This is a genomic window from Vitiosangium sp. GDMCC 1.1324 (assembly GCF_003044305.1).
In the GTDB taxonomy this organism is placed as follows: domain Bacteria; phylum Myxococcota; class Myxococcia; order Myxococcales; family Myxococcaceae; genus Archangium.
The window spans coordinates 109,849-133,452 of the sequence record NZ_PZOX01000031.1; the positions used below are offsets into that span (position 1 = coordinate 109,849).

The 23,604-nt window shown below is 69.0% G+C and carries 13 protein-coding genes; 5 read left to right on the plus strand and 8 right to left on the minus strand.

Translation table 11 applies throughout. The features are described from left to right. Positions 1–60: 60 nt before the first annotated feature. The 3 genes from pbpC to DAT35_RS51915 are packed head-to-tail and all read right to left on the minus strand — an operon-like array spanning position 61 to position 13,446. A complete protein-coding gene (gene pbpC, locus DAT35_RS51905) occupies positions 61–2,424 on the minus strand; it encodes a penicillin-binding protein 1C (protein ID WP_108076920.1) in 2,364 nt (787 codons plus the stop codon). Further along, complete coding sequence (locus tag DAT35_RS51910) at positions 2,414–8,164, minus strand: MG2 domain-containing protein (protein WP_108076921.1); 5,751 nt, start codon at positions 8,162–8,164, stop codon at positions 2,414–2,416. The genes pbpC and DAT35_RS51910 overlap by 11 nt, the downstream gene beginning before the upstream one ends. Further along, on the minus strand, positions 8,164–13,446 hold the full coding sequence (locus DAT35_RS51915; RefSeq protein ID WP_108076922.1) for a hypothetical protein: 5,283 nt from the start codon (positions 13,444–13,446) through the stop codon (positions 8,164–8,166). Before DAT35_RS51915 ends, DAT35_RS51910 begins: the two co-directional genes overlap by 1 nt. A 327-nt stretch (positions 13,447–13,773) precedes the next feature. Between DAT35_RS51915 and DAT35_RS51920 the strand changes: the two genes are divergently transcribed. After that, a complete protein-coding gene (locus DAT35_RS51920; protein ID WP_158502239.1) occupies positions 13,774–14,445 on the plus strand; it encodes an HAD family hydrolase in 672 nt (223 codons plus the stop codon). A gap of 84 nt (positions 14,446–14,529) precedes the next feature. Here DAT35_RS51920 and DAT35_RS51925 read toward each other — a convergent pair whose 3' ends face one another. Further along, entirely contained in the window at positions 14,530–15,525 is a 996-nt protein-coding gene (locus DAT35_RS51925; protein WP_108076924.1) for a fatty acid desaturase, read from the minus strand. A gap of 85 nt (positions 15,526–15,610) precedes the next feature. After that, complete coding sequence (locus tag DAT35_RS51930) at positions 15,611–16,792, minus strand: VWA domain-containing protein (RefSeq protein ID WP_108076925.1); 1,182 nt, start codon at positions 16,790–16,792, stop codon at positions 15,611–15,613. 57 nt (positions 16,793–16,849) lie between these two features. On the opposite strand from DAT35_RS51930, the gene DAT35_RS51935 reads away from it, so the two are divergent. Together DAT35_RS51935 and DAT35_RS51940 are read left to right on the plus strand one after the other, a co-directional pair. Then, positions 16,850–17,911 (plus strand): patatin-like phospholipase family protein, encoded by a 1,062-nt coding sequence (locus DAT35_RS51935; RefSeq protein WP_108076926.1) that lies wholly within the window; start codon positions 16,850–16,852, stop codon positions 17,909–17,911. A gap of 189 nt (positions 17,912–18,100) precedes the next feature. Further along, a complete protein-coding gene (locus DAT35_RS51940) occupies positions 18,101–18,823 on the plus strand; it encodes a glutathione S-transferase family protein (protein ID WP_158502241.1) in 723 nt (240 codons plus the stop codon). A 131-nt stretch (positions 18,824–18,954) separates the two neighbouring features. Here the strand turns inward: DAT35_RS51940 and DAT35_RS62580 are convergent, their stop codons facing one another. Next, complete coding sequence (locus DAT35_RS62580) at positions 18,955–19,095, minus strand: hypothetical protein (RefSeq protein ID WP_108076928.1); 141 nt, start codon at positions 19,093–19,095, stop codon at positions 18,955–18,957. Positions 19,096–19,225: 130 nt separating this feature from the next. Here DAT35_RS62580 and DAT35_RS51950 point away from each other — a divergent pair, with 130 nt between their 5' ends. Both DAT35_RS51950 and DAT35_RS51955 read left to right on the plus strand, forming a co-directional pair. Continuing rightward, complete coding sequence (locus DAT35_RS51950) at positions 19,226–20,626, plus strand: AHH domain-containing protein (protein ID WP_108076929.1); 1,401 nt, start codon at positions 19,226–19,228, stop codon at positions 20,624–20,626. Continuing rightward, the gene (locus DAT35_RS51955; RefSeq protein ID WP_233262214.1) at positions 20,623–21,198 is read left to right on the plus strand and encodes an imm11 family protein; all 576 of its coding nucleotides are present in this window, start codon (positions 20,623–20,625) and stop codon (positions 21,196–21,198) included. Before DAT35_RS51950 ends, DAT35_RS51955 begins: the two co-directional genes overlap by 4 nt. Before the next feature lie 230 nt (positions 21,199–21,428). Here the strand turns inward: DAT35_RS51955 and DAT35_RS51960 are convergent, their stop codons facing one another. Continuing rightward, positions 21,429–22,025, minus strand: coding sequence for a DUF4304 domain-containing protein (locus DAT35_RS51960; protein ID WP_108076930.1), 597 nt, complete (start codon positions 22,023–22,025; stop codon positions 21,429–21,431). Positions 22,026–22,055: 30 nt separating this feature from the next. Further along, positions 22,056–23,540, minus strand: coding sequence for a lipase maturation factor family protein (locus tag DAT35_RS51965; RefSeq protein WP_108076931.1), 1,485 nt, complete (start codon positions 23,538–23,540; stop codon positions 22,056–22,058). Positions 23,541–23,604 lie beyond the last annotated feature (64 nt).

Below are 23,604 nucleotides of genomic sequence, written 5' to 3' on the forward strand. Positions count from 1 at the left end.
GCTTCCGGAGTGACACGGTGCATTCGGGAATGCAACCCCCCTCAACGGGGTCTGATCAGGTCAGTCCTCCACCACCACCGTCACCGGCTGGCTCACCTGGGGACGGTGCACCATGGCCGCCGTGATGACGTGCTGCCCCGGTCGCAGGCTCCAACGGAACTCGTGGGGGTATCCCACCGTGGCCACCGGCACTCCATCCACCAGCCACACGATGGGCTCAGTGCTCGGTGTCACGTCCGCCGCCAGCCGCAGTGTCGAGGCCGATGCCGGCGTCCCCGGATCGTAGAGCAGCCGCACCAGTCCTTTCGGCTCGCGGATGGCCACCTTCGGCTCCAGCTCCTCGGGCCGGCTCGGGCAGAGCGGGCTCTCCCGCAGCGGCGCGATGTCCAGGTGCTGCTTGCGCGCCCACTGCTCGTACTCCTCGGGCAGGGCCAGCATCACCCGCGTCACCACCTCCCGCTCCGCACAGGTGGGGCCCGCTCGCAGGCCATTGCGCCTGTCCAACCGGACATGCGTGTGGAAGGGGCATGTCTGGGTTGGCGCGGTGCCGGGGACGAACCACTCGCTCTTGCGGTGGGGGCAGTCCGGCCCCGCCAGCCGGCCCGACAGCGGGCACACGTCAATGGCCAGTGCCCCCGTGGGTGGCGGGAAGCTGTCGAGCACCGGCCGGTACGGGCGCCACCCGGGCATCACCGCGTCGAGAATCTCGTGCACCGCGCCCGCCGCCCCGAGCAGTCCGCCCACTCCGTTCATCCGGCGCCAGTCATGGTTGCCCACCCACACCACCACGAGCAGCCGGTCGCTGAAGGCCGCCGCCCATGCATCCCGGTAGCCCTGGCTGGTGCCCGTCTTCACCGCCACCGCGTACGGGAAGTCCAGCGCGCTGCCCACGGGGAACGACGGTCGCCTCGCCAGCGGATCCCCGAGGATGTGGCGCACCAGTTGTGCTGCCTCGCGCGTCATCAACCGGCGCGAGGGCGCCATCGGCTCGTCCGCGAAGCGCCGCAGCGGGCGCGTCTCTCCCTCGTGGGCGAGCACCATGTACAGCCCCGTCAGTTCCTCCAGTGTGACGTGCAGGTTGCCCACCGCCAGCCCGAGCCCGTAGCGATCCGGGTCGTACGAGATGCCCCCCACGCCCGCCTTCTCCAGGAAGCGCAGCGCGGGCTCCACCCCCACCTGCTCCAGCACGCGCAGGGCGGGGATGTTGCGCGAGTTGCCCAGTGCCTCGCGCAGCAGCATGGGCCCCAGGAAGGCGTGGTTGATGTTCTCCGGGACGTAGCTCCGGCCGTTCTCCACCCTCACGTCCATGGGTGTATCCGCCAGCTCGGTGGCGGCGGTGACGATGCCCTTCTCCAGTGCCAGTCCGTAGAGGAAGGGCTTGAGCGTGGAGCCCGGCGAGCGCCTCTGCTTCACGAAGTCGATGGCTCCCCGGTGCTCCTCGCTGAAGAAGTCCCGCGAGCCCACGTACGCGAGGATGTCGCCCGTCTCCGTGTCCACCACCAGCGCGGCCGTGTTGCCCGCCCCCGAGCCGTCCAGTTGGTTCAGGTTGCGCTGGAGGATGTGTGCCACCTTCGATTGGATCTCCAGGTCCAGCGTCGCCGTGGAGATGGGCTGCGGACGGGAACGGGCCAGCTCGCTCCACTCCAGCACCGCGTGCAGTGCCTCGGGCATGCGCCGCGGCCGAGGCACCAGCCCCAGGTTCGCCTGGAGGGATTGTTCCAGCTCCTCGCGAGAGAGGGCTCCCTGGGCGTGCAGTGCCCGGAGGATGCGGTGGCTGCGCTTGAGGGCTCGCCGCAGGCCGTCCTTGTCATACGGGTTCATCCGCCCGGGGAGTTGTGGCAGGCCCGCGAGGAAGGCGGCCTGGGCCCACGACAGGTCCTCCACCGGCTTGTCGAAGTACAGGCGCGCGGCGCGCACCACCCCATGCACCCGGTTGCCATAGGGCGCGATGGCCAGGTACTGGCGGAGCACCCGCTCGTGGCCGTGTCCGTGCACGAGCAGCAGCGCCTCCACCGCCTCGCGCACCTTGCGCCATGCGGTGCGCTCGCCGGGCGTCTGCATCCGCGCCACCTGCATGGCCAGCGTGGACGCTCCGGAGATGATGTGCAGGTTGCGCACGTTCTGCAGCAGGGCCCGCCCCACCGAGGGCAGGTACACGCCCGGGTGCTCGTAGAAGTGCCGGTCCTCCGTGGCGAGCGTGGCCTGGACGATGCGCTCGGGCAGCACGTACGGCACTGGCCAGTAGCCGAGCTCCCCGCCCGCTCCGGGCACCTCGCCCAGGTACGCGCCCCGCCGGTCCAGCACGAGGCGCGAGGGCTCATAGCCGAGCAGCCCGTCCTGGAGGCTGGAGGCGAACCACGCGCCCGCCGCCAATACCACGGCGAGCGCCGCCGCCCACCTCCAGCGTGTCCTCCTACTTCTCATGCTCTCCCTTCACCTGGATGCGCAGGCCCTCGCCCCGGCCGCGCACCGACTCGCGGTACATCAGCTCGGCGTAGGGCGCCGGGTGCACGAAGGAGCCCTCGGTGGCGGCGCGCACCCGGAAGTGGAAGGTGTGCGTGCCGCGCGGCATGCGCAGGAAGTAGTAGCGCACTTCGTTGTCCAGCCGCTGCACGTACGCCGGTGAGAGCGAGTCCGACTGCGAGGGCTTCGCGTCCGACGAGGCGTTCGCCAGTTCCGGGTTGAGCGGCTCGAGGCCCGCGGCGAAGGGCACCACCAGCGCCACGTGGTTGCGGTCCTCCTCGGTGACGATGCGCGCGTGCAGCTCCAGGATGTCGCCCACCTTGAGTGCCTGCACGTCTCCGGCCTTGTCGTCGAAGCGTGTCTCCTCGGAGCCATCCGCGTGCAGCCAGGTGGCGCTGCGCGACACGATGAAGCCCTGCTTGAGCGGGGCCACCTTGTCTCCCGGCGTGGCCGGCACGTACCGGGTCTCGGCTCGCAGTCCCACCGGCCCGCCCTTCACCGTGGCGGTCAGCGTCGCGTCGCTGGCCACCTCGGCCCGGGCCGTCTTCGCGTCCTTGCCCACCTTGAGCGTGGCTCCCGAGGACAGCGTCACGGAGGTGTCCGGCACCTCCGGCTTCGCCTTCTCCAGGTACAGTGCCAGCGCGGCGATGGCCCGGCGGTTCTCATAGGTGCTGCCGAAGCCCGTCTCCGCGTTCGCATACGAGAGGAGCGCGTCGCGCAGCTGGTCCAGCCGTGGCTCGGACGGGTCCAGCCGGATCAGCGCCTCGAAGACGGCCGCCACGCTCGACGGCTGCGAGCTCAGGTAGCCGTAGCCCCACCACGAGGCGCGGCGCCACTTGAGGCCCTCGAAGACGGGCTTGCCGCGGTTCAGCTTGATGATGACGCTGTCCCACAGCTCCTTGCGCAGCACCTCCAGGTTGGCGCGGTACACCGAGGGCTGCGTGGACATGGTGGAAGCCAGGTCCGCCAGGCTCTCGATGTCCAGGCGCTCGCGCAGCTGGAAGAGGTCGATGAGGTAGTGCTCGTCCAGCGAGCCCACGCGGGTGAGGGCGCGCAGCGCCGCCGTCTGCTGGTTGTAGCGCCACTCCTGCACGAGGCCCGGGTAGTCGCTGCGCAGCGAGCGCTTGAGGGACTCCACCCCGCGCGTCTGCAGCTTCTCGTCCACCTTCAGGCCCGCGCGCCGCGCCGCGTCCAGGAACTCCACCGCCTGCGCCGTCACCTGCACGTCGCCCGGTCCTCCTGGCCAGAAGGCGAACAGGCCCTGCTCGTCCTGGTAGAGGCCCATCTCCTCCTGAATCCGCTGCACGTTGCCGGAGATCTGCTTGCCGAAGGGCGTACGCACACCCATCTCGCGGAGTACCGCCGCCATCGCCACGTCCGGGTAGAGCCGCGACAGCTTCTGCTCGAGGCAGCCGTGCGGGTACTCGGCCAGGTACTCCAGGCCGGAGATCATCTCCAGCACGCCGGGGATGGAGGTGATGAAGAGATCCTGCGAGGCGGTTCCCGGACGCGCGGGCTCGGGCAACGGCTTGAGCGTGACGTTGCCCGCCTTCAACGTGTCGAAGTACGCGAAGTGCTCCACCGTGCGGTCCGGCAGCACGGGCAGCTGCACCTCGAAGGCGTCGCCGGCCTTGTCCGCCTTGCGCTCGATGTCCACGCGCACCTTGAGGGACTGGGGCTCGGACACGTCCGCGCTCTTCACGGTGATGGGGGTGACGAAGCTCATGGCCCGGTTGGCCTGCAGCTCCACGTTCTGGCTCAGGGGCTGGAGCTCGGCCGGGCCGGACAGCCGCACCTGCACCGAGCCGGGTCCGCCATTGCCCTCCACCACGCGGCCCACCGCGCCGCCCCAGAAGCGGTCGCCCTGGCGCACGAAGCGCGGCAACTGCGGCTGTACCAGCACCGGTAGCCGCACGCGCAGCACCGTCTGCTTGTAGCCGAAGCGCTGCAACCCGGAGATGGCCACCGCGCGCACCCGGAAGTTGGTGAGGTCGTCCGACAGCGGCACCTGCACCGTCAGCTTGCCGGAGGCCGGCACCTGCAGCGTGGCCTGGTAGTACGGCACCGTCTGGAAGTTCTTGCGCACCACGCGCTTGCTGCCACCGGCGCCTTCCTCTTCCTCGGCACCGTCACCGCCGGGCTCCTCCTCCTGCTCGAAGAGCTTGCCCACCAGGCTGTTGCGCGTGTCGCGCAGCGTGGTGCCACGCGCGTTGTCCTTGATGAGCTCGTCGAGCGGGTTGAGCGTCGCCTCCGGCGCGAGCGACAGCACGGCCTCGTCCACCAGCCACAGCGTTACCTCGCCGGCCAGGGGCTTACCCTGGTCGTCCTTGAGCGTCAGCTCCACCGGCACCGTGGCCCCGGGGCGCGCCGTCTCCGGGTGTTTGATCTCCACCGCCACCTGGTTGCGCACCGGCTCGACCTTCACGTCCACCGAGGCCCCGAGCGTCTGTGGCCGGTAGCGCGAGTCGTCCTTCTCTCCCTCGCCGAGCCGGCCGCGCATCAGCAGCACGTGCACCGGCACGTTGGGGACATGCTGGGAACGGATGGCCAGCTCATGCACCGCCTTGCCACCGGACACGTCGTGCCAGGTGTAGGTATTGCCGCCCGGCTCCTCCACCACCACCAGCGCGCGGCCCTCCTGGAAGGGGCTCTGCACGATGAGGCGCGCCGTCTCGCCCGGCTTGTACGAGGACTTGTCCGGCACGAGCCCGAAGACGCCCTGGCGCGACTTCTGCCAGGCGATGGGCGTCTGGCCTCCCACGTACAGGTCCGCCGACAGCGTCTGCACGCGCCCCAGCTTGTCGCGCGCCACCAGCTCCACCACGTACACGCCGGACTCCTTCAGCTCGAGCGCGGGCGCGACGGGCTTCTCCTCCGTGCTGATCGTCTTCTCCGCGAGCTTCACGTCCTCCGTCTCGGTGACGTACTTGGCCTCGCCCGTGGCGAAGTGCGTCTCGCGCAGCTGGCTGTGCCAGATGCGCTTGTAGAGGCGCACCAGCACCTCCTGGCCCTTCACCGCCTTGTCGTCCACGCCCACGGCCAGGATCTCCGGCGCGAGCGTGAAGGGCTTGTCCGAGTAGCGCGGCAGTTTCATGCCCAGCACGAAGGGCGGCAGCGCCTTCACCTCCTGCGCCGCGGAGACGGGCTGGTTGTCCGCGCCGGTGACAGTGGCCTCGAAGCGGTAGATGCGCGCCGAGCCGTCCAGGTCCAACGCCGGGTTGACGCTCATCTCGTCGGCGCCGTTGTCGTCCAGCGTCGCGTTGCGCGTCATGGACTCCGGGGCGCGGCTCTGTCCCTCGCGGGCGAACTGCGTGCTGGAGGCGAAGAGGAAGCCCTCGCGTCCCTTGGGCACGTAGTAGTAGGGCCGGCGCGTGACGGTCCACGAGATGGGCTGCCCGGCCACGTTGCCACCCGCGTAGTAGCGCGCCACCGCCTTCACCTTGAAGGGCCCGTCCAGGCGCGCCGTCGCGGGGCTGGAGAGCTGCACCTCGAAGGTGGGGATGCGGTAGGCCTCTACCTTGAAGCCCCGGTGCGCGAGCGTCCTCCCCGTGCGCACCTCGTCGAGCACCACCTGGTAGTCGCCGGTGGGGATGTCGTTCTCCTGGAACTCGGCGGAGAAGCCATACAGCGCGGTGAAGGCCACCGGCAGGTTCCAGACCTGGTCTCCCGGGCCCTGCACGCGCAGGGTGTACTTCTTCGCCTCCTCGGGGGTCACGAAGTCTCCGCCCACCTCGTTGCGCAGGAAGCCCTTGATGTAGACCTTCTCGCCCGGGCGGTAGATGGGGCGCTCGGTGAAGAGGAAGCCGCGCAGCCCGTCGTTCGGCGGCGGCGGCGTCTGCTGCGACAGCCACTCCAGCCAGCCCGAGGACGGCGACCAGTGGTTGTTGGCGAAGGACGCCGGAGGCTCGCGGGGGTCCAACACGAGTAGGTCCTCGCCGTTCTGCACGGAGATGCGCTCGATGCGCACCCAGTCCGTCTGCGGGCCGAGGCTCGCCCGGCCACCCGAGTCCGTGGTGAGCTCGTGCTTGAAGGGCTCCTCGAGGTACGAGCCCTTGTGCTTCGGGTCCGGAACGCGGCGATGGCCCTCGAGCACGATGCGCGCGCCGCGGACTTCCTTCGCCTCGTCCAGCGTGCGCACGAAGAAGACGGCCTTGTCCCGCTCCTCCACCGTGCTGAGGGACAGGTTGGTGATTTGAACGCGGACGTACGAGCGCTCGGGCGCGCCGGTGAGCCGCCGCAGGCCGACGAGATACGTGCCCGGACGGGCCTTGCCCACCACCGGGTTGAGCAGGGGCGCCAGGTCCAGGCCGAAGGTGGTGGTGCCGCCGCGCTTGGGCAGGGGCAGATCCACCAGCGTGGAGACGAGCGGCGTGCCCAGCAGCCGGATGTGTGCCTTCAGCTCGTCCTCGCCGATGTAGCCGGGCGTGGACTTCACCTCGGGCTCCTCGCCAGGGAAGGGCGGCGCGCTCTCTTCGTTGATGGAGATGGGCCGGTTGGGGAAGGGCCACAGTCCGGGGTGGAGCGGATCCACCCGGTAGATGCGCACGTCCGCGCGGGCGTCGCCGTAGCCCTGCAGCGGCAGCATGCGCGGGCCCTTGGCCTCCAGCACGGCGGTGCCCTGCATCCAGCGCAGGAAGGGCTGCTTGAAGTCCAGGTGGAAGAAGACCTGGAGCTCCCCCGGGTCCCTCAGGGGCCGGCCGCTGTCGTCGCGGATGGGCGCGGCGCCGATGCGCATGCGGTACAGCGTGTCTGGCACGAACCTGCCGCGCAGCGCCACGCGCGAGCCGTAGGACTGGAAGTGCAGGTCCGGCACCGCGGGCTCCAGCCGCACCAGCTTCTTGAGCGCGGTGAGAGTCAGGCCCTCCACCGGCGCGGAGAAGACGAGCTGCGGCAGGTCTCCCTGGTTGCCGCACGCGAGCGCCATGTCCCGGGGCGTGGAGGCGCCTCCCGTCAGGGAGAACTGGGTCCTGCCGCACTGCACCTGCTGGAGGTGGAAGGCGGGGCGCGTGGACAGCCGGCCCACCCACAGCACCTTGTCCTCGTCGCCGAGCGCGAGGCTGACATTGACGCGCAGCTGCTTGCCCTCGGGCACGTCCTCCTCGAGGGTGATGGCGTAGACGGCCTGATCGCGCTGGCTGGCGCGCGGCAGCTGCGACAGCGTCCAGTCCTTCAGCACCCGCGTGGGCGAGTCCGCCAGGCCCGGCAGGTCGCGCACCTCCAGCCGCACCATCTTCCGCAGCGAGTCGAGCGGCAGGGCCTGCGGGAAGGTGAGCGTGAAGGTGCGGAAGGGCCGCAGGTCCGTGCTGTCGGACGACGGCGACATCCCCGAGGGCGCCGACATCATCGTGGTGAGGATCTTGCGCGCGCTGCCCGCCTCGAAGGAGAAGCGCGCCAGCGCGGGCCAGGGCTCGGCGGGGCGGAACTGGAGCGTCTTGCGATCCGCCCAGAACCATTGGCCGGGCCACGAGGGCACGACCTTGAGCAGCTTCGCGCCATCGTCGGCGCTCTGCTTGCCCGGCCCGACGTTGTCGGGGAAGTAGACGGTGACGGGATCGAACCCGCGCAGGAACTGGTCGGGGAGGATCTTCACCCCCCCGCCTTCAGGGCGCTGGCTCTCGTCGGCTGGACGGTACTCCTGGGCCCGAGCGGGGACGGCCGCGAGCAGCAGGAGCAGGCAGAGAACGGAGTTCACGAGGCGCATCACGGGTTGGCTCCGATGCGATTGAAGAAGTCGCGCAGGAACTCCTCGGGGACCTCGGTCTTGGTGCCGGCGAGTCCCACGAGGACGGGCTTGAAGGGGAGGGGACGCTCCAGCGTGCTGGGAGCGTGGATGGCGAGCAGGTACGTGCCCTTCTCCAGGGCGAGGAACTGTTGGCAGCCCTCGCCGAGCACGCGCTGGGTGGTGTCGAGCACGGTGCACTGGAGCAGCTCGGCGGGCACCTGCAGCCCCAGGCCGACGTGGCCGGCCGAGGCGGTGGTGAAGCGGAAGTAGCGCGTCTGACCCGGAGGCACCCAGCCTTCCTCCTTGGCGACGCCCTCGGTGAGCTCCTTCACCGGTTCGTGCGTCCAGGTGATGGAGCCGGAGAGGGGTTGGCCGGCGAAGCCACGCACCAGCAGGCGGTATGTGCCAGCCTCGAGCAACCGGTCGAAGGCGCAGCCGCGCTCCAGGCCCGCCACCGCGAGCACCGTGGTGTCCCGGGTGAGGCCGCAGACTCCCGAGTCGCTCCGGATGTGGACGACGGCATCGGAGGGCAGGGTGAGGGCGCGCTCCATCGTCTCACCGGACAGGCGCAGGGCCTTCGCGGCGGGCAGGTCGGTCACCTTCCCCTTGGAGACGGGCGGCAGCAGGGCCGTGGCGAGTTCGGCCGGAGGCGCGAGCACCGCGCGCACGCCGCCCGGGTTCGTCTCCAGCAGGAGGTTGCCACTGTGGCCCGGGGGCACCTGGAGCTCACAGCCCTCCAGCCGCGTCCCGTCGTCGAGCGAGGCCACGCACCGCTCGGCGCCCGTGACCTTCAGCTCGCGCGGGCCGTTCGACGCGCCGAAGGACAGAAGCTGCTGGCCGGGGACGCGGGGAGTGGCCTCGAAGAGGGCCGCGAGGGACGTGGCCGGCTTCGCCGCCTCCACTGCGAGCACCTCCGTCTGGATGCGGGACTCGGCCGGGGACCAGACGAACACCGCGCCGCCCGTGCCGCTCAGGACGCAGCGCGAGAGCGTGGTGCCCGGAGAGCACAGGTCCACCGCGGCGCCCTTGCCATCCACCAGCACGGCCCAGGCGCCCTGGGGCAGGGAGAGCTGCACGCGCACCGGCTCGCCGGGCATCACCAGGCGGAGGCCGGGCCCGCCGCTCCACGTCAGGTCCTGCAGACCGGGCGTGAGCGGCACGGACGAGGTGGGCACCGGGATGGCGAGCCGCTCGAGGGTGGCCTCGCCCTTCCCCTCCCCGGGAGTCCACCAGCGCGCGAGCGACTCCTCCGTGGGGCCGGTGGCCGCGAAGCACGCGGAGCTGCGCTGCTGCGATACGCCCCCGTCCAGCCGGCACGCCGGGTAGGCCGGATCGCCGAAGGGCACGTTCACGCGCAGCAGGTGCAGGGCGTCGCGCTTCGAGCGCTGGCGCAGCAACGTGACGTCCCGGCTCAGCGAGGCGCGCTCCTCCAAGGGTTTCTCCAGCGTGTCCACGCGCTCGGAGAGGGAGAGCTTCGTCTCGGCGGTGGCGCCGGGAACGCCGAACACCCAGTCACCGGCCTCGAGCGAGGCCTCGGGGCCGCACGGCCGCAGGGGGCCCTGCTGGGACGCCGGCAGGCAGTAGACGCCGCGGCCCGTCTCGTAGCGGCCGGGCCTGGGCACCTGGGCGCTCAGGGCCTCGCCCGCGGGAATCTTTCCTCCCGAGGGACGCAGGGGCCGCGCCGCCACGCCCGTGCTCACCTTGGTGGGCTGGCCGAGCGTCCAGACGCGCACGCGCCAGGGCGAGGGGCCCGGCTTGAGCAGCATCACGCACTCGCGCACGTCCATCTTCCGCGACACCACCGCGCCGCGCTCGTCCTCCAGGGCGCACGAGAAGGGGGCCTTGGCGCGCAGGGACACCTGTTGCAGTGCATCCGCGGGCACGGGAGGCAGCGTGGCGCGCACCACGCCGGTGCCCACCTCCAGCGTGCCGCCCTCGGCGAGCACCCCGGCGTCGGACACCTGGGCCAGCTCCACGGAGACGCGGCTGGCGCCTGGCTGCTGCGTCTGGCTCTCCAGCACCAGCGTGTAATCCCCCTTGGGGAGCGGCTCGGCGATGGCGCAGTTCCAGTCGGCGCCATGGTCCGAGCTCTCCACCACGAGCCGCCCCGAGCCGTCGAAGAGGCGGCAGCGCACGTCCGTGCTGCCGCGCGTGAAGAGGCGCAGCGTGCCGTCCTCGGGCAACAGCAGCGGGATGCGGCCGGGGACGCTCACGTCCTTGACCATGGGGGGCGCGAGCACCTCGGTGCGCAGGTACAGCGCGTAGGAGATGGCCACGTCTCCTCGGCTGTGCTCGGCCACCAGCTTGTAGCGCCCGGGCTCGAGCGTGAGGGACTGGCCCTCGGGGGGCGGCGCGTCTTCCGCCGGCAGCGGCTCCGCGATCGCGGTGGGCTCGCTCTCCTCCTGGCTCGGCGCGGGAGACTCCTCCTCACCGCGAGACTCGGAGGACTCCTCTCCGCTTCCCTCTCCGCCCTCGGAGTATTCGGAGGACTCTCTCTCCTGCTCGGGCTCCGGCTCGGGTGGGGGTGGAGGGGGCGTGGCGGGGGTCTGGGGGGCGATGACCTCCACGGGCTTGAGCGCGCCGTCCGTGCCCACGGAGTAGAGCCGTCCCTGCATGCCATGGGTGAGCGTGAAGGCCACCTTCATGACTGCCGGCACCTCGAAGGAGAACTCGTCCTTGCCGTCCTTGCCGAGGTCCGCCCGGTACCACTTGTTGAAGAGCACCGGGTGCACCTTGTTGCCCTTGAGCACCACCGGGGGCTCCACGCGCTCCAGCGCGGTGCGGCGCATGGACTCCACCGTCAGCGGGAGCTGCGTCCACAGGTAGTTGCCCTTGCCCAGCCGCAGTGTCTGCTGGCAGGCCGTGGGCACCGTCACCACCGGCCAGCCCTTGGCGTCGTCCAGGCGGCACTGGAGCCTCGCTCCCAGCGCGGTGGAGGACAGGGTGTAGTCCGTCGTCCGCGGCACCGTGAGCCGCTGCTGGATGAGGTCGCCCGCGTCGACGCGGAAGAATGCCTCACCGTCGGCGATGACGCCCTCGGCCGTCTTCACGTCGCGCCGCTCCAGCAACACGGCTCCGCGGCCCTTGCTCTGCCCCGTGGTGCGCGCGGTGAGCAGGTAGCGGCCGGGCCGCAGATAGGTGGACACGAGGCAGTTGCGCCCGCGCCCTCCGCCGTTGGCGCTGCCCACCTGAGGCACCACCGGTGTGCGGATGCTGCACTCGGTGGCCAGCAGGCCCTGCGTCGTCACGTGGTAGAGGCCCTCCTTCTTGACGTCGAAGGTGAGCGAGTGCGACTGCCCGCGCTCGAAGTCGAACCAGGCGGGCTCGGAGGGTTGCAGCGAGGGCAGGGGCGGGAAGGTCGGCGAGTACGCGCTCAGCGGCGGCGGAGGCGGCGCGGGCGGCGCGGGCCGGTGCACCAGCAGGTTGATGGACGCGCCTCCCGCCTGAGACAGCGAGAGCGTGCCGCCCGTGGACGGGAGCTGGCAGCGCCCATCGCGCGCCTCCACCCGGTTGCCGCCCACGGTACAGGTGAAGGGCTCGCCGCCGGACGAGCGCACTTCGGCGGCGCCTCCCTGGGCCAGGGGCAGCTCGAGCGGACCCGGGCCATCGAGCACCACGGGCAGGGGCTCGGAGAGGGTGAGGGGCATCGGGCGCAGGACGAGGCCCCGCATGGAACTGCCCGTGCTCCGGTTGGCGACGAGGTGATAGGTGCCGCCCTTCTGCAACTTCACGCCCCGCATCAGACAGGACGTGCGCGTGGCCGTGTCCTCCTTGGGCTCCTTGCCCTCGGCGGCCAGCGTGAGCCGCTCGATGCCCTCGGTGCCGCCGTACAGCTTGAGCTCGTACACGCCGGGCGAGGCCGTGTAGGCCACGCGGCACGCCTCCGCCTTCGGGTCCGTCTCGATGAGCCGGATGCGCTTGGAGCCATCCACCTGGTACAGCTCGCAGCGGCCCTTCCGCTCACCGCTGGTGGAGAAGACGTAGCGCCCGGAGCGCGTCACGCGGAACCAGACGGTGGCGTTGGAGCCGTCGTAGTTGAAGGCGCGGCGGAACGGGCGGTCGGGGCCGACCTCGGGCGCGTCGAAGGTGACGGGGGCCCAGTTCCCGTTGGGCAGCCAGCTCTCCAGCATGCATCCCAGGGGCGTGCTGTCTGGGTCCAGGGGCACCTCGTGGAGGCCCACCAGGTACTCGCCCGTGGCGGGCGCGTCGAAGCGCGGCGTCACCGAGCCCGAGCCGTAGCTGCCATCCACGAAGGTGTCATCCGTCTCGAGGCGCGCCCACTGCAACGTCAGCCGAGCACCGGGCTCGCCGCGCAGGAGGGCCACATGCCGGCCCGAGCCGCCCACCGTCGTGCTGCACTCGGGAACGAGCGCCTTGTTTTGAATCTGGCAGCCCGCCTCCGCACCCGAGGTGACGTTGCTGGCGCCGTCGTTGGAGAGCGCATGCACGCTCACGCGGCTGGTGGCTTGCGAGCCCTCGCGCGACAGGAAGAGGGCGGTAGGCCCCGAGGGCAGCTCCACGGAGGACAGGCCCCAGGGCGGGAGGGTGACGCTCAGCGAGCGGCCCGCGGGAGCCTTTGGAAAGCCATAGGCCACCGAGAGGGTGTTGTCCTCCTGGCCCTCGGTCCAGGCCTTGGGGGCCGTGCCGTAGGTGGTGAGCAGGTAGTTGCCCGGGTCGAGCGTGGTCTCGAGCCACCACTCGTACTGGGGCTGGCCGCCGCGTGGCTGCGTGGAGGCATCCTTCACCTCGACGGGCTCCAACCACGAGCCATTGCGCCACAGCCGCACGTCGCCGGCGGTGCGGCCGGAGACGCGCACGGTGACGGGCTGGCGCTGGTCGAGCTTGAGCCAGAAGGAGGCCTGGTGGTGCGGGGCGAGCAACTGGCGCACCTCGCGGCCCGGCTCCAGCAGCACGAGCTGGGCGTTGTCCTCCGTGTAGGCCACGGCCTTGAGGTCCACCTTCCCCTTCGTGCCCTTGCCCTTGGTCGTGGAGGCCAGACGCAACTTGTAGGTGCCCGCGTCCAGGAGCAGATCCAACTCGCAGTTGGCGCGGCCCGCGGCGCCGCTTTGAGCGAAGGGCCCGCGCACCTGGTCCACGATTTCACAGGACGTGCCCGCGGGCGTGCGCGCGGAGATGACCACGCGCGAGGCGCGGTCGAGCGTGACGAGCGTCTCCTGATTGCCTCGCGCCGGGACGGAGGCGGGCGAGAGGCTGACGGCGTGCAGCAGCAGGAGGGAAACCGACAGCGGTGAGAGGGGCATGAGGGCCTCGGTCCGAGGCGCCGCGCGGGGATGAGCACGGCCGGTCACTCCTCATACCAGCAATCGTCAGGCCACCCCAGAGGGGCATCAGCCGCACGGGAAGTGCGGCCGGGCGGACGCGTGGTTGCGGCCTGGAGCCCGCGGATCCCAACGTTCGATGGATGCCAATGGCCCATCCGCCTGCCCGCCTGGAGATGTGCAGAGCGGGCGCGAGTGCCTTCCCGCGAGGGGGACCAAAGGCCCGCGGGGCATCCTGCCCCGTCCGCGGACTTTCTTGTCTGGTGACAGGCGTTGGGAGTGCGCAGCTTGCTTAACGGAGGATGTGCGTTGCCCAAGGCAATCGTCTTCGAAGTGGATGGGACATTGGTGGACAGCCACGTGTTGCGCGCACGTGCCTGGCAGGAGGCGCTGGCGCGCTATGGCCGCCAGGTGCGGCTCCCACGGGTGCTCGCGCAGATGGCCCGGAAGGGTGACCAGTTCCTCTCCGTATTCCTTCCGGAGGATGAATACGACCGCCACGCCGATGAGCTGGCGAGCTTCCACCGCGCCATCTTCGAGGAGGAGTACCTCTCCCGGGTGAGGCCCTTCGCCGGGGCCACCGAGCTGCTCCAGCACCTGCGGGAAGAGGGGTGGAAGATCGCCCTGGCTTCCACCGGGGATCCCGATGAGCTGGAGCACTACATCGAGCTGCTCGGGGTGGCGGACCTCATCGACGCGCGCACCACGGACGCGGAGGTGAACCGCACCCGGCTCAACGAGGAGATTCCCGCGGAGGCCATCCGCCTGCTGGGGCTCGATGGGACCGACGACACGCTGACGATCGCCGGCCTGCCCTACGACGTCGAGGGGGCCGTGCGCCTGGGAATGCGGTGCATCGGGCTGGTGTGCGGCGGCTTCACGGACGAGGAGTTGCGAGCCGCCGGCGCGCTCTCCGTGTTCGGCACGCCGCAGGATCTGCTCACCCGCTATTCCGAGTCGCCCCTCGCCGCGGAAGGATGAGCGAAGGGCGAGCGTCCGTGGGTGTCAGTGGGGCGGCGGGCCCAGCGCTCCAGCGTGCCGCGCGGAGCCCGGGCCTCGCCCACGTCAGGCCGCCTTGGACATCTCCTCGGCCTGCACCGAGTTGTCTCCCGAGCCGCCGCTGCGCGTCATGCGGCTGTAGAGCGACAGCGACGGATCGAAGAGGAACTTCAACCACAGCGCCGTCCACGAGCGGTGGTAGTGCAGCGAGTCGTAGAACTCGGGGGCGAGCTGGCGCACCTTGGGCAGACGCGTCCAGGGCACGCGCATCACGTCGTGGTGCTCGTTGTGGTAGCCGACGTTGAAGGCCACCCAGTTGAGGGGCCCGTAGTACGAGTACGTCTCCTGGGGCGGCTTGACCAGGTAGTGCTCCTGGATCCACCGGGCGCCCAGCGGATGGAAGCCGATGGCGAAGATGGACGCCAGGAACATGTAGATGAGCGCGCGGGGCCCGAGCAGCGCCCAGCTCGCGCCGATGAAGGCCAGCTGGATGGTCATGTTGGCCAGGTACCAGCGGTCGAAGAAGGGCACGCGCTTGAGCCGGGGCACGCGCAGCGCCTGGAAGGCCCAGAAGTTGAGCTGCCAGAAGGCCTTGCCGAAGAACGAGTTGCCCACCAGCTTCGCCTCGAAGGGGGTGGCCAGGTCCGCGTCCAGCTCCACGTCGCCTTGGAAGCGGTGGTGGATGAGGTGGTACTTGCGGAACGAGGCGGCCGCGGGGAACAGGATGGGCAGGTTGGTGAAGAGCTGCAGCGCGGCGTTGAGGCGCGGGCTGCGGAAGACCAGGTTGTGGGTGCACTCGTGGATGAGCACCCACAGGCCGTGATCGATGAAGGCGCCGACCAGCCACGCGGTGGCCAGCAGCGCCCACCAGGGTGAATCACGCAGGGCCCAGGCGATTCCCACCTGCCCCACCACCAGCAGTACAACGAACAGAGCGGTGATGGGCGTCGGGCCGCACAGGTCCTTGATCTCGGGGTGCGCGCGCAGGATGGCGCGGGCTCGCTCGAGGTGGGGTTCCTTTTCCGTGCTACGGGCAAACTCCAGGGGGCGCGACTGACTCAAGACGCTTCCTTTCGACGTACGAGGTGGGGGGGCGCGCAGCTTGTCATAGCCCCCCGCTCGACGCCACGCGTCATTCAACCCCCCGTTACTCCAGGGTAAAGCCCTGCTCCTTGGACTGGGTGTGGACGGACTGGAGGATGGCCTTGTCCAGCGTGTTGTTGCCCTCGGCGGCCTGCTCCTTCTCCTTACCGGCCAGGTACTTCTGCCGCTCCTGGCTGAGCTGCTGGATGCGCGCCTGCAGCGCCGTGCGCTCCTTCTCCTTGGCATCGAGGACGGCCTTGCGCTCCTCGGCGTTCTTGCCGCGCAGCTCCTCGGGCAGCTCCTCGTCCTTGAGGGCCTCGAGCTTCACCTTGCCCTGCTTGGTGCCGTCCACCAGGTCCCAGCTCGAGTTGTCGTAGAGCCGCGAGGCCTTGGACATGGCGCGCGTGGTGGCGCTGACCGCGTTGGTGCTGGCGTTCTCGTCCTGGGCCGCCTGCCGCTTCTTGGCCTCCGCGCCCGAGCGTCCGTAGCCCAGGTACGTCTTGTTCAGCTCGACGCCCAGCTTGGCGATCTCCTCGTCCTGGGGCGCGGCGATCATCGCCACCGCCCGGTTCTGGTCGATGTTGAAGGGCTGCCCGCCCGCCAGCCTCGCCCCCTCCGCCCAGCCGGAGCTCGCCCCCACCTCGGACGGGCCGCAGTGGATGGTGTTCACCACGATGCCGTGCTCCTTCGCGGACGCGATGGCCGTCTTGAAGGAGACCGGACCCTGTGAGAAGGGCTCGTTGCCCGCGATGTAGATGAGCTTGAGGTCCTTCTTCTCCTTGCTCCACTCGAGCTGCTGCGTCGCCTTCTGGATGACCTGGCCGCAGAACTCGCTGCCGCCGTTGGTCTTCAGGGCGAAGAGGTGCTCGGACACCCGGTCCAGGTCCGTGGTCAGCGGCACCACCTGGCGGATGTAGCCGCTCTCGGCCGAGAGCGTGTCGTTGCCGTACTCGTAGAGGGCGATCTCCAACCGGGCCGCCTGTCCCTCGCGCCGGGCGTTCTGGAAGGCATTGACCACCGTCCAGAGCTGGCGCTTGGTCTGCTCGATGAGGCCGTCCATGCTGCTGCTGGTGTCCAGGAGCAGGGCGATCTGCACCCGGGGTGCGGAGATGGCCGCCTCGAGCGTCCCGGCGGACACGGGGGCACGGGGCTGGACGGCGGGCTTGTTGGCGGGAGGGTTGGGCTCCGCGGAAGCGAGTCCGGGCAGCGACAACAGGCCGAGGCAGAGGATCGAGCGCTTGAGCATGAGGGCTTCAACGAACGCCCTTGGAAAAAGATCTACACCTCTATATCCCACCCCGGCATGAGCTCGAGCCTCACCCTCCTGGCTGGCCCCGACGCGCTGCGCCTGATTCGTGAACGCGGCCTGCGCGCGGACGACATCGATGTCCTTCCTGGTGCCTCCGGCGGGCCGAAGTGGCTGGTACTGGCCGGGCTCGACCGGGTGCTCTTCGGGGAAGTGCTCCAGGCCCGGACCCGCCCGCTGCACCTCATCGGCTCCTCGATTGGAAGCTGGCGGCTGGCGTGCCTGGCCCAGAAGGACCCCGTGGCCGCGCTGGAACGGTTCGCGGAGGCGTACGTCGAGCAGCGCTATCCGCCCAACCCGCCTCCATCGCTGGTGAGCACCACCAGCCAGGGCATCCTGGATGCGCTCCTCGGTCCCGAGGGCGAGGCGCAGATCCTGGGCCACCCGTGGGCGAGGCTGCACGTGCTCACCACCCGCTGCCGGGGGCTCGTTTCCAGCGAGCAGCGCCATGCGCAGATGCTGGGGCTCGCACTGGGCGCCCTGGGCAATCTGGTGAGCCGCCGCACCCTGGGGCTCCAGATGGAGCGCGTCATCTTCCACAGCGCGGGGGATACCAGTCCGTTCGCCGGGCTGGCCGACCTGCCCTCCGTCCACCTGCCACTGACCCGGGAGAACCTGCGTCCCGCGTTGATGGCGTCAGGGTCCATTCCCCTCGTGCTGAGCGGGGTGCGCGTCCCGGGAGCGGGGAGTGGCATCTACCGGGATGGCGGAGTGATCGACTACCACCTTGACCTGGAGTTCGGCCCGGGAGAGGGGTTGGTGCTCTATCCACACTTCTACCCGTACGTGGTGCCCGGTTGGTTCGACAAGTCGCTGCGCTGGAGGCGCGCGGGGCCGGCCAACTTCCGCCGGGCGTTGCTGATCTCACCGTCGCCCGAATTCGTCGCCCGTCTGCCGTACGGGAAGATTCCGGATCGGGAGGACTTCGTCCGGGTGCCGGACGCCGAGCGGTTGCGCGCCTGGCGGCAGGTGCTGGCGGAAGGGGAGCGGATGGGAGACGAGTTCCGCGAGCTGCTCGCCACCGGGAAGCTCGCTGAACGCATCCAGCCGCTCGGTTGAGCTCCCGCCAAGGAGGTGGTGCGGGGTGCTCTCTAGCGAGCAGGAGACGTTCGATGCGCATGGAGGGGCCTCCTTGTAGGATGCGCCTGTCCCGACTGACCACCGGACTGCTGGGCTGGGCGCGTCTGCGGACCTTCGTGGATGAGGTTGAACTGCCCTTCGCGGGATAGACTCCCGACAGGTTCCCCCATGCTCACCCTCCATCAAGCCCCCGCCGCGTTCGGCATCGGTAACATCAGCCCCTTCTGCCTGAAGCTGGAGAGCTATCTCCGGATGACCGGCGTCCCCTACACGGCGAAGGCGGCCGACTACGGGAAGGCCCCCAAGGGGAAAATCCCCTTCATCGAGGAGGATGGCTCGTTCCTCGGTGACTCCCAGCTCATCATCGAGCACCTCAAGCGCAAGCACGGAGACCCGCTCGACGCGAAGCTCGGCGAGGAGGACGTCGCCAGGGGCCATCTGGTGCGGCGCGTGCTGGAGGACAGCCTCTACTGGCACATCGTCTACGAGCGCTGGGTCACACAGGAGGGGTGGCAGGTCTACAAGCCCGTCTTCGAGGCCATCTTTCCGCCTGTCGTCGGCAAGCTCATCGTGCCCATGATTCGCCGAGGGATGACCAAGGCGATGCACACCCAGGGCCTGGGCCGCCACCGGCCGGAGGAGATCCTGGAGATGGGCAAGGCGGATGTCTCCGCGGTGGCGATGGTGCTCGGCGACAAGCCGTTCCTCCTGGGAGAGAACCCCGCCTCGTTCGACGCGGCGCTCTACGCGTTCATCGTGAGCATCATCGCGTTTCCGGTGGACTCGCCGCTCCGGAAGTACACGCTGGAGCAGCAGAACCTGGTGCGCTACTGCGAGCGTTTCCAGCAGCGCTTCTTCGCGAACGGACCACTCCACGCTCCCAGGCAGTGACGCAGCAACCACGTCGCGAGGGCTTCTGAGGGAGCCGGGTGGGTGATGACTTGTCCTCGTTGTTTCGTGTGGTCACGTCGTTCTCCTCCGCAGCTGCTCCGCCTCTTCGAGCCACCCCATCTCCTGGAGCACTAGGCGGAAGCCCGGATGCTCCAGCGAGAGGGGTGGAAGATAGGAGCCCAGGCGGGTGCGCACTTCCCCTGCAGCAACCTGGCCACCAGGTTGAGAATCCAGGGGTGCTGCGCGTACGAGGACATCGGCGCGAACCACATCTGCCAATCCCTAACAAACCCATGCGTCCCCCTTGCATCCTGGAAATGGGGCCTTGGCTCCCTGCTCCATGGAGTGGACAATCACCGGCTCACGCCCCATGGGTGCTCCAAAGGACAGGAGGAGCCGGTCATGCGTCAGCTCGTCACCCCCATCTTGTGCCTGGTTCTGATCCCGATGTTGGCTCGAGGCGCCCCGCCCGGCCGAGCACTCGCGCCCGTCGAAGTGCGCGAGTACGACGGTGGCTGGGGGCGTAAGGGGGTCCAGCTCACCTTCAAGAGACTGCCGCCCGACCGGGAGCAGGCGCCGCTTACCCGGGAGGACGGGCGGGCCATTGTCGCCGCCTTCGAAGCGGAATACGGCAAACAGGAGCCACTGCCTCCACCGCGCTACCCCAGCGGGACGAGGGTGGCGAGTGTGGGGACGCAATCTGTCAGCGCTGGAGCGCCAGAGTGGCAGGAGAAGATTCGCAAGGACCATGAAGCGCTCTACGGGACAGGGAAGTCCGCCCTTGCGTTGCCAGACAACCTGGAAAACAGCCGCTTCTTCCAGGCGCTTCGGCTCTCTCCTCAGTACATGGGAGAGGGCGCACGCGAGGCGGCCATGGAGCTGTTCAATTCCCCCGTCTTCATCGTCTCCATGGCTGCTTCCATGACTTTGTACCTCGTGGCACTCGCGGCGCCTGAGCCTTTCCTGAGCAAGGGGTTCGTGGCGACCCTCACGCTCTGGCTCATGTGGACCTATGGGGCGACGGAGCTCCTGAACGTGGCGATGGCGGTCAAGCAGTTGTACGAGGAGGCCGAGGCGGCACAGAGCTTCGAGCAGTTGGACAGGGCCGCCCGGAACTTTGGCCCGAAGGTAGGTGCCACGGCGCTGAGAGTCCTGGTGACGATAGCCATCGGGCGGCTGGCGGGGAAACTGCCAGAGGTGCCCAAGGCGCCGGGTGGAGGTGGGCTGTGGGGCAGGCTCGGCACACCCCGGTACGCCCTGGCGAGAAATGTCACGCTGCAGGGGACACCGGTCGTGCAGGGGGCCGGAGCGCAAGTGACGGTGTTTGTGGGGGAGGCGGCGACTGCAGAGACCTCAGTGGCGAACGGGACAGTCCTGCTCATGGGGGCTCTGGTGGGCACGGAGGCGTCCGCGGCCACGGCAGCCATCAAGGCGGCACGGACGACGGGAGGATGCCGGGAAGACAACAGCAAGGGTGATGCTCCAGAACATCACATTGCCACCAACAAGAATGGCAAAGCCGAAGTCAGAGGCGGTCCCTGGACTCCACAGTTTGAGGAGTTCTTCGAGCAAGCTGGCATGAGCCTCGATGATCCAGCGAACAAGCTCTTTGTCGTTGGCCATAAGGGCCCTCACCCCGAGGAGTACCACCGGATTGTCTACAACAAGCTGAGAAACGCACTCGGGAGATGTAGGACAATGGTGGAATGTAGGACAGGGCTCAATGAGGCACTCGACGAGCTCGCGAGCGAGATCTGCAAGCCCGGATCGGACCTCAACAAGCATCTCACGAGAGAGCCATGATGAGCGCAAAATACAGATATTATGACTTGCTGGGCGATGTGCATGTTCCGGGGCGCTGGTATCTCCAGGGCCCCCTGGACGCTCAGGGACACAGAATCATTCCTTGGGAACTCCAGCAAGGGAAGCCTGTGCATCTGGAAGGGATGCCACTCTTATCTGTTCGCTATCCCGGGCAAGCGCTCGATTATACGGAAACAGCGGCTGCTTCTGTTGTGAGCCATCGCTTTGTTTCCATGTGCGAGCGGCTAGGCATTCAGGACGAGGTACAGTTCATCCCGGCACGTGCGGGAGGCTACTCTGAGCCCTTCTTTGTCCTCAACGCCCTCCGCATTATCCGGTGCATTGATGAGGATCGATGTAAAGAAGTTGCGTTCTGGGAGCCCAGGCATGGAGAGCCTGAGTTGGTGGGGGCGTATCGCGACGTCAGAGGATTGAGAATAGACCCGACAAAGGTCGGAGACGCCAATATCTTCCGCCCGTGGGGTTGGCCCGTGGCCCTCATCGTCTCCGAGCGCGTCAAAGTAGCCATAGAAGGTGAGGGCATCACCGGCACAACGTTCATTGAGGTGTAGATGTCTGACTTCTAGCGTTCGCCAGGGGCTCAGCGGAAGCTCAGCACCTGCTGGCAGGCATGGGGCAACTGCCGCGAGGAGTTGCCCGCGATGCATGAGATGTAGACCGCCATGCCGCGCACCTCGGTGCCTGCGAAATACACGTCACGCCTGCTGGAGGGCTCGAGCAGACGCGCAGAAGGTGTCAGAGAATTCACACCGTGAGGGTGGCTGGGGCGCCTTCCGTCCTGTTACCTGGACGCGAGCGGCGCGAGGTGGAGCACCTTGAGCTGCCGTCCGAGCGTGAGCCCGCGATCGGCGAAGAGCGCCACGCCCTGGCTCACGTCGGCGAGCGCCCCGTCGGGGTCTCCCGTCACGTAGCGGAGCTGCGCGCGCAGGAAGAGCCCGGAGCCTTCATCCAGCACCTCGTGCTGCAGCAGCTTCGCCGGGCTATCCACCGCGTCGAGGAACGCGATGGCGCGCGCGAGGTCCGCCGAGAGCCGTGCCGTCAGGGCTGCTTCATCGGTGTTCGCGTCCACACTCCAGGCGGGCGGGGCCCCCGGGACGAGGTGCTCCATCCGCTGGCGGTAGTGGCACTCGTACTCTCTCGGTTCCTCGGGAATGGGCCGGTTCCCCAGGCAGTAGAGGGCGTCGAAGGAGATGGCCACATTCACGTAGCAGCTTGCCTCGCTCGCGGTGTTGCCGTGCGAGCGCTGCACGTTGAGCACCTGGATTGTTTCGCCGTGGCGGCGGCGCCAGGTCAGCTCCTTTTTCTTGAAGCCACCCGCTTTGGCGATGGGCTTCATCGCGGCGGTGGCAACGGTGGTCAGCGTCTTGATGGCGTCCATGCGGTGAGGATACCCGTCTGTCTCGCGCTATCATGTCGTTGTCCTCCGCGCCTGCTCCACCTCTTCGAGCCACCCCATCTCCTGGAGCACCAGGCGGAAGCCCGGATGCTCCAGCGAGAGCGGTGGAAGATAGGAGCCCAGGCGGGTGCGCACCCACCAGCCCGCCTCGCCCGAGCGGCTGAAGCGGTAGAGGTAGAGCTCGGCGCGCACGTGCCTCGGCGGCGTGTCAGGGAAGGGGTTCTTCCGGAGCAATCCCAGCACGGCCTCGTTCCCCTGCAGCAGCCTGGCCACCAGGTTGAGAATCCAGGGGTGCTGTGCGTACGAGGACATCGGCGCGAACCACATCTGCCAATCCAACCGGTGGTGGTAGGGCGAGACGACGGGCGGGCGGCGCCGTGGATCCCCGGGTTTGCCCTTGAACTCGTACTCCCTCCAGTGGGCGTCGGGAGTGGGGGCCGGCGCATCCGTGCCTTCGAGCACCACCTCCAGCCGCTCGCGCGTCACGCCCCCGAAAGCGCCATAGGTGTTCACGAGGTGCAGCGGGTCATAACTGAGGTTCATGGCCTGCTGACGTGACAGCAGGTTGAGGGCGGGCCTGATGCTCAGCACTCCCACCAGCGCGGTGAGGGCGAGCGCCGCTCCGTGGTGCATCGCGGAGCGCTCGAGAACCGCCGGTGGCGCGAGGGGCAGCAACCGCGAGAGCAGCATGTCGTCGAGCACGGGGATGCAGAGCACGAGGGTGAGGTAGTTCAGCCAGGAGAGGTTGCCACTGGCGATGAGGATGAGCTGGAAGAGGAGGGTGAGAGCGGCGCACGGGTAGCGCAGCCACTGCGGCCAGAAGTAGCCGAACGGGACGACGAGCTCGACGAGGTGGTTGTAGAGCACGCCGGCGTGGTGCACCGGCCGGGGCAGCCGGTGGAACGCGCGGCTGAAGGGATTGGGGAGCGGCTGCGTCTCGAAGTGGAAGTCGAGGCAGGTGAGTTTCCGCCAGCACTCGTCGCCGCGCAGCTTGATGAGGCCCGCGCCAAACATCACCCGGAAGAGCATCCAGCGCAGCAGCCAGATGACCAGCACCGGAGGCTCCGCGCGCGAGGGCCCGAGGAAGATGGCGAGGAAGCCCGCCTCCAGCAGCATCGACTCCCAGCCGAAGCCGTAGAACGTCTGCCCGATGTTGACGAACGAGAGGTAGAGCACCCAGAGCGAGGCCCATACCCCCACCGAGAGCGCGAAGCCGTACGCCTCCGAGAGCCCGCTCATCGCCCCCACCGAGAGGACGAGCCCCGCCCAGGCCCCGAGGGTCAGGGAGCGATCGGTGCAGCGAAGGAAGAAGAGGCTCGGTGAATCGCGAAAGCGAGCTCGCTTCACGAAGAGCGGCGCCGGCAGGATTCCCCGCTCTCCGATGAGTGCTCGCCCCTGTCTCATCAGCACGAGGAAGCCGATGAGGTAGATGAAGCCCAACGCCCGCTGGAAGCAGAACCGCGTCAGCCAGTACTGCGGCGCCTCGCCCCAGTCCATGGGCTCACTCTAGGGAGTCCCCGCGGGGCGGGCATCGGGCGGAAGGGCAGCACGGGCACAGACG

What these genes read in the sequence shown, in the direction of transcription:
- pbpC (WP_108076920.1), bottom strand. Translation starts at nt 2,424, where the DNA reads ATGAGAAGTAGGAGGACACGCTGGAGGTGGGCGGCGGCGCTCGCCGTG.
- DAT35_RS51910 (WP_108076921.1), bottom strand. Translation starts at nt 8,164, where the DNA reads ATGCGCCTCGTGAACTCCGTTCTCTGCCTGCTCCTGCTGCTCGCGGCC.
- DAT35_RS51915 (WP_108076922.1), bottom strand. Translation starts at nt 13,446, where the DNA reads ATGCCCCTCTCACCGCTGTCGGTTTCCCTCCTGCTGCTGCACGCCGTC.
- DAT35_RS51930 (WP_108076925.1), bottom strand. Translation starts at nt 16,792, where the DNA reads ATGCTCAAGCGCTCGATCCTCTGCCTCGGCCTGTTGTCGCTGCCCGGA.
- DAT35_RS51935 (WP_108076926.1), top strand. Translation starts at nt 16,850, where the DNA reads ATGAGCTCGAGCCTCACCCTCCTGGCTGGCCCCGACGCGCTGCGCCTG.
- DAT35_RS51940 (WP_158502241.1), top strand. Translation starts at nt 18,101, where the DNA reads ATGCTCACCCTCCATCAAGCCCCCGCCGCGTTCGGCATCGGTAACATC.
- DAT35_RS62580 (WP_108076928.1), bottom strand. Translation starts at nt 19,095, where the DNA reads ATGTGGTTCGCGCCGATGTCCTCGTACGCGCAGCACCCCTGGATTCTC.
- DAT35_RS51950 (WP_108076929.1), top strand. Translation starts at nt 19,226, where the DNA reads ATGCGTCAGCTCGTCACCCCCATCTTGTGCCTGGTTCTGATCCCGATG.
- DAT35_RS51955 (WP_233262214.1), top strand. Translation starts at nt 20,623, where the DNA reads ATGATGAGCGCAAAATACAGATATTATGACTTGCTGGGCGATGTGCAT.
- DAT35_RS51960 (WP_108076930.1), bottom strand. Translation starts at nt 22,025, where the DNA reads ATGGACGCCATCAAGACGCTGACCACCGTTGCCACCGCCGCGATGAAG.
- DAT35_RS51965 (WP_108076931.1), bottom strand. Translation starts at nt 23,540, where the DNA reads ATGGACTGGGGCGAGGCGCCGCAGTACTGGCTGACGCGGTTCTGCTTC.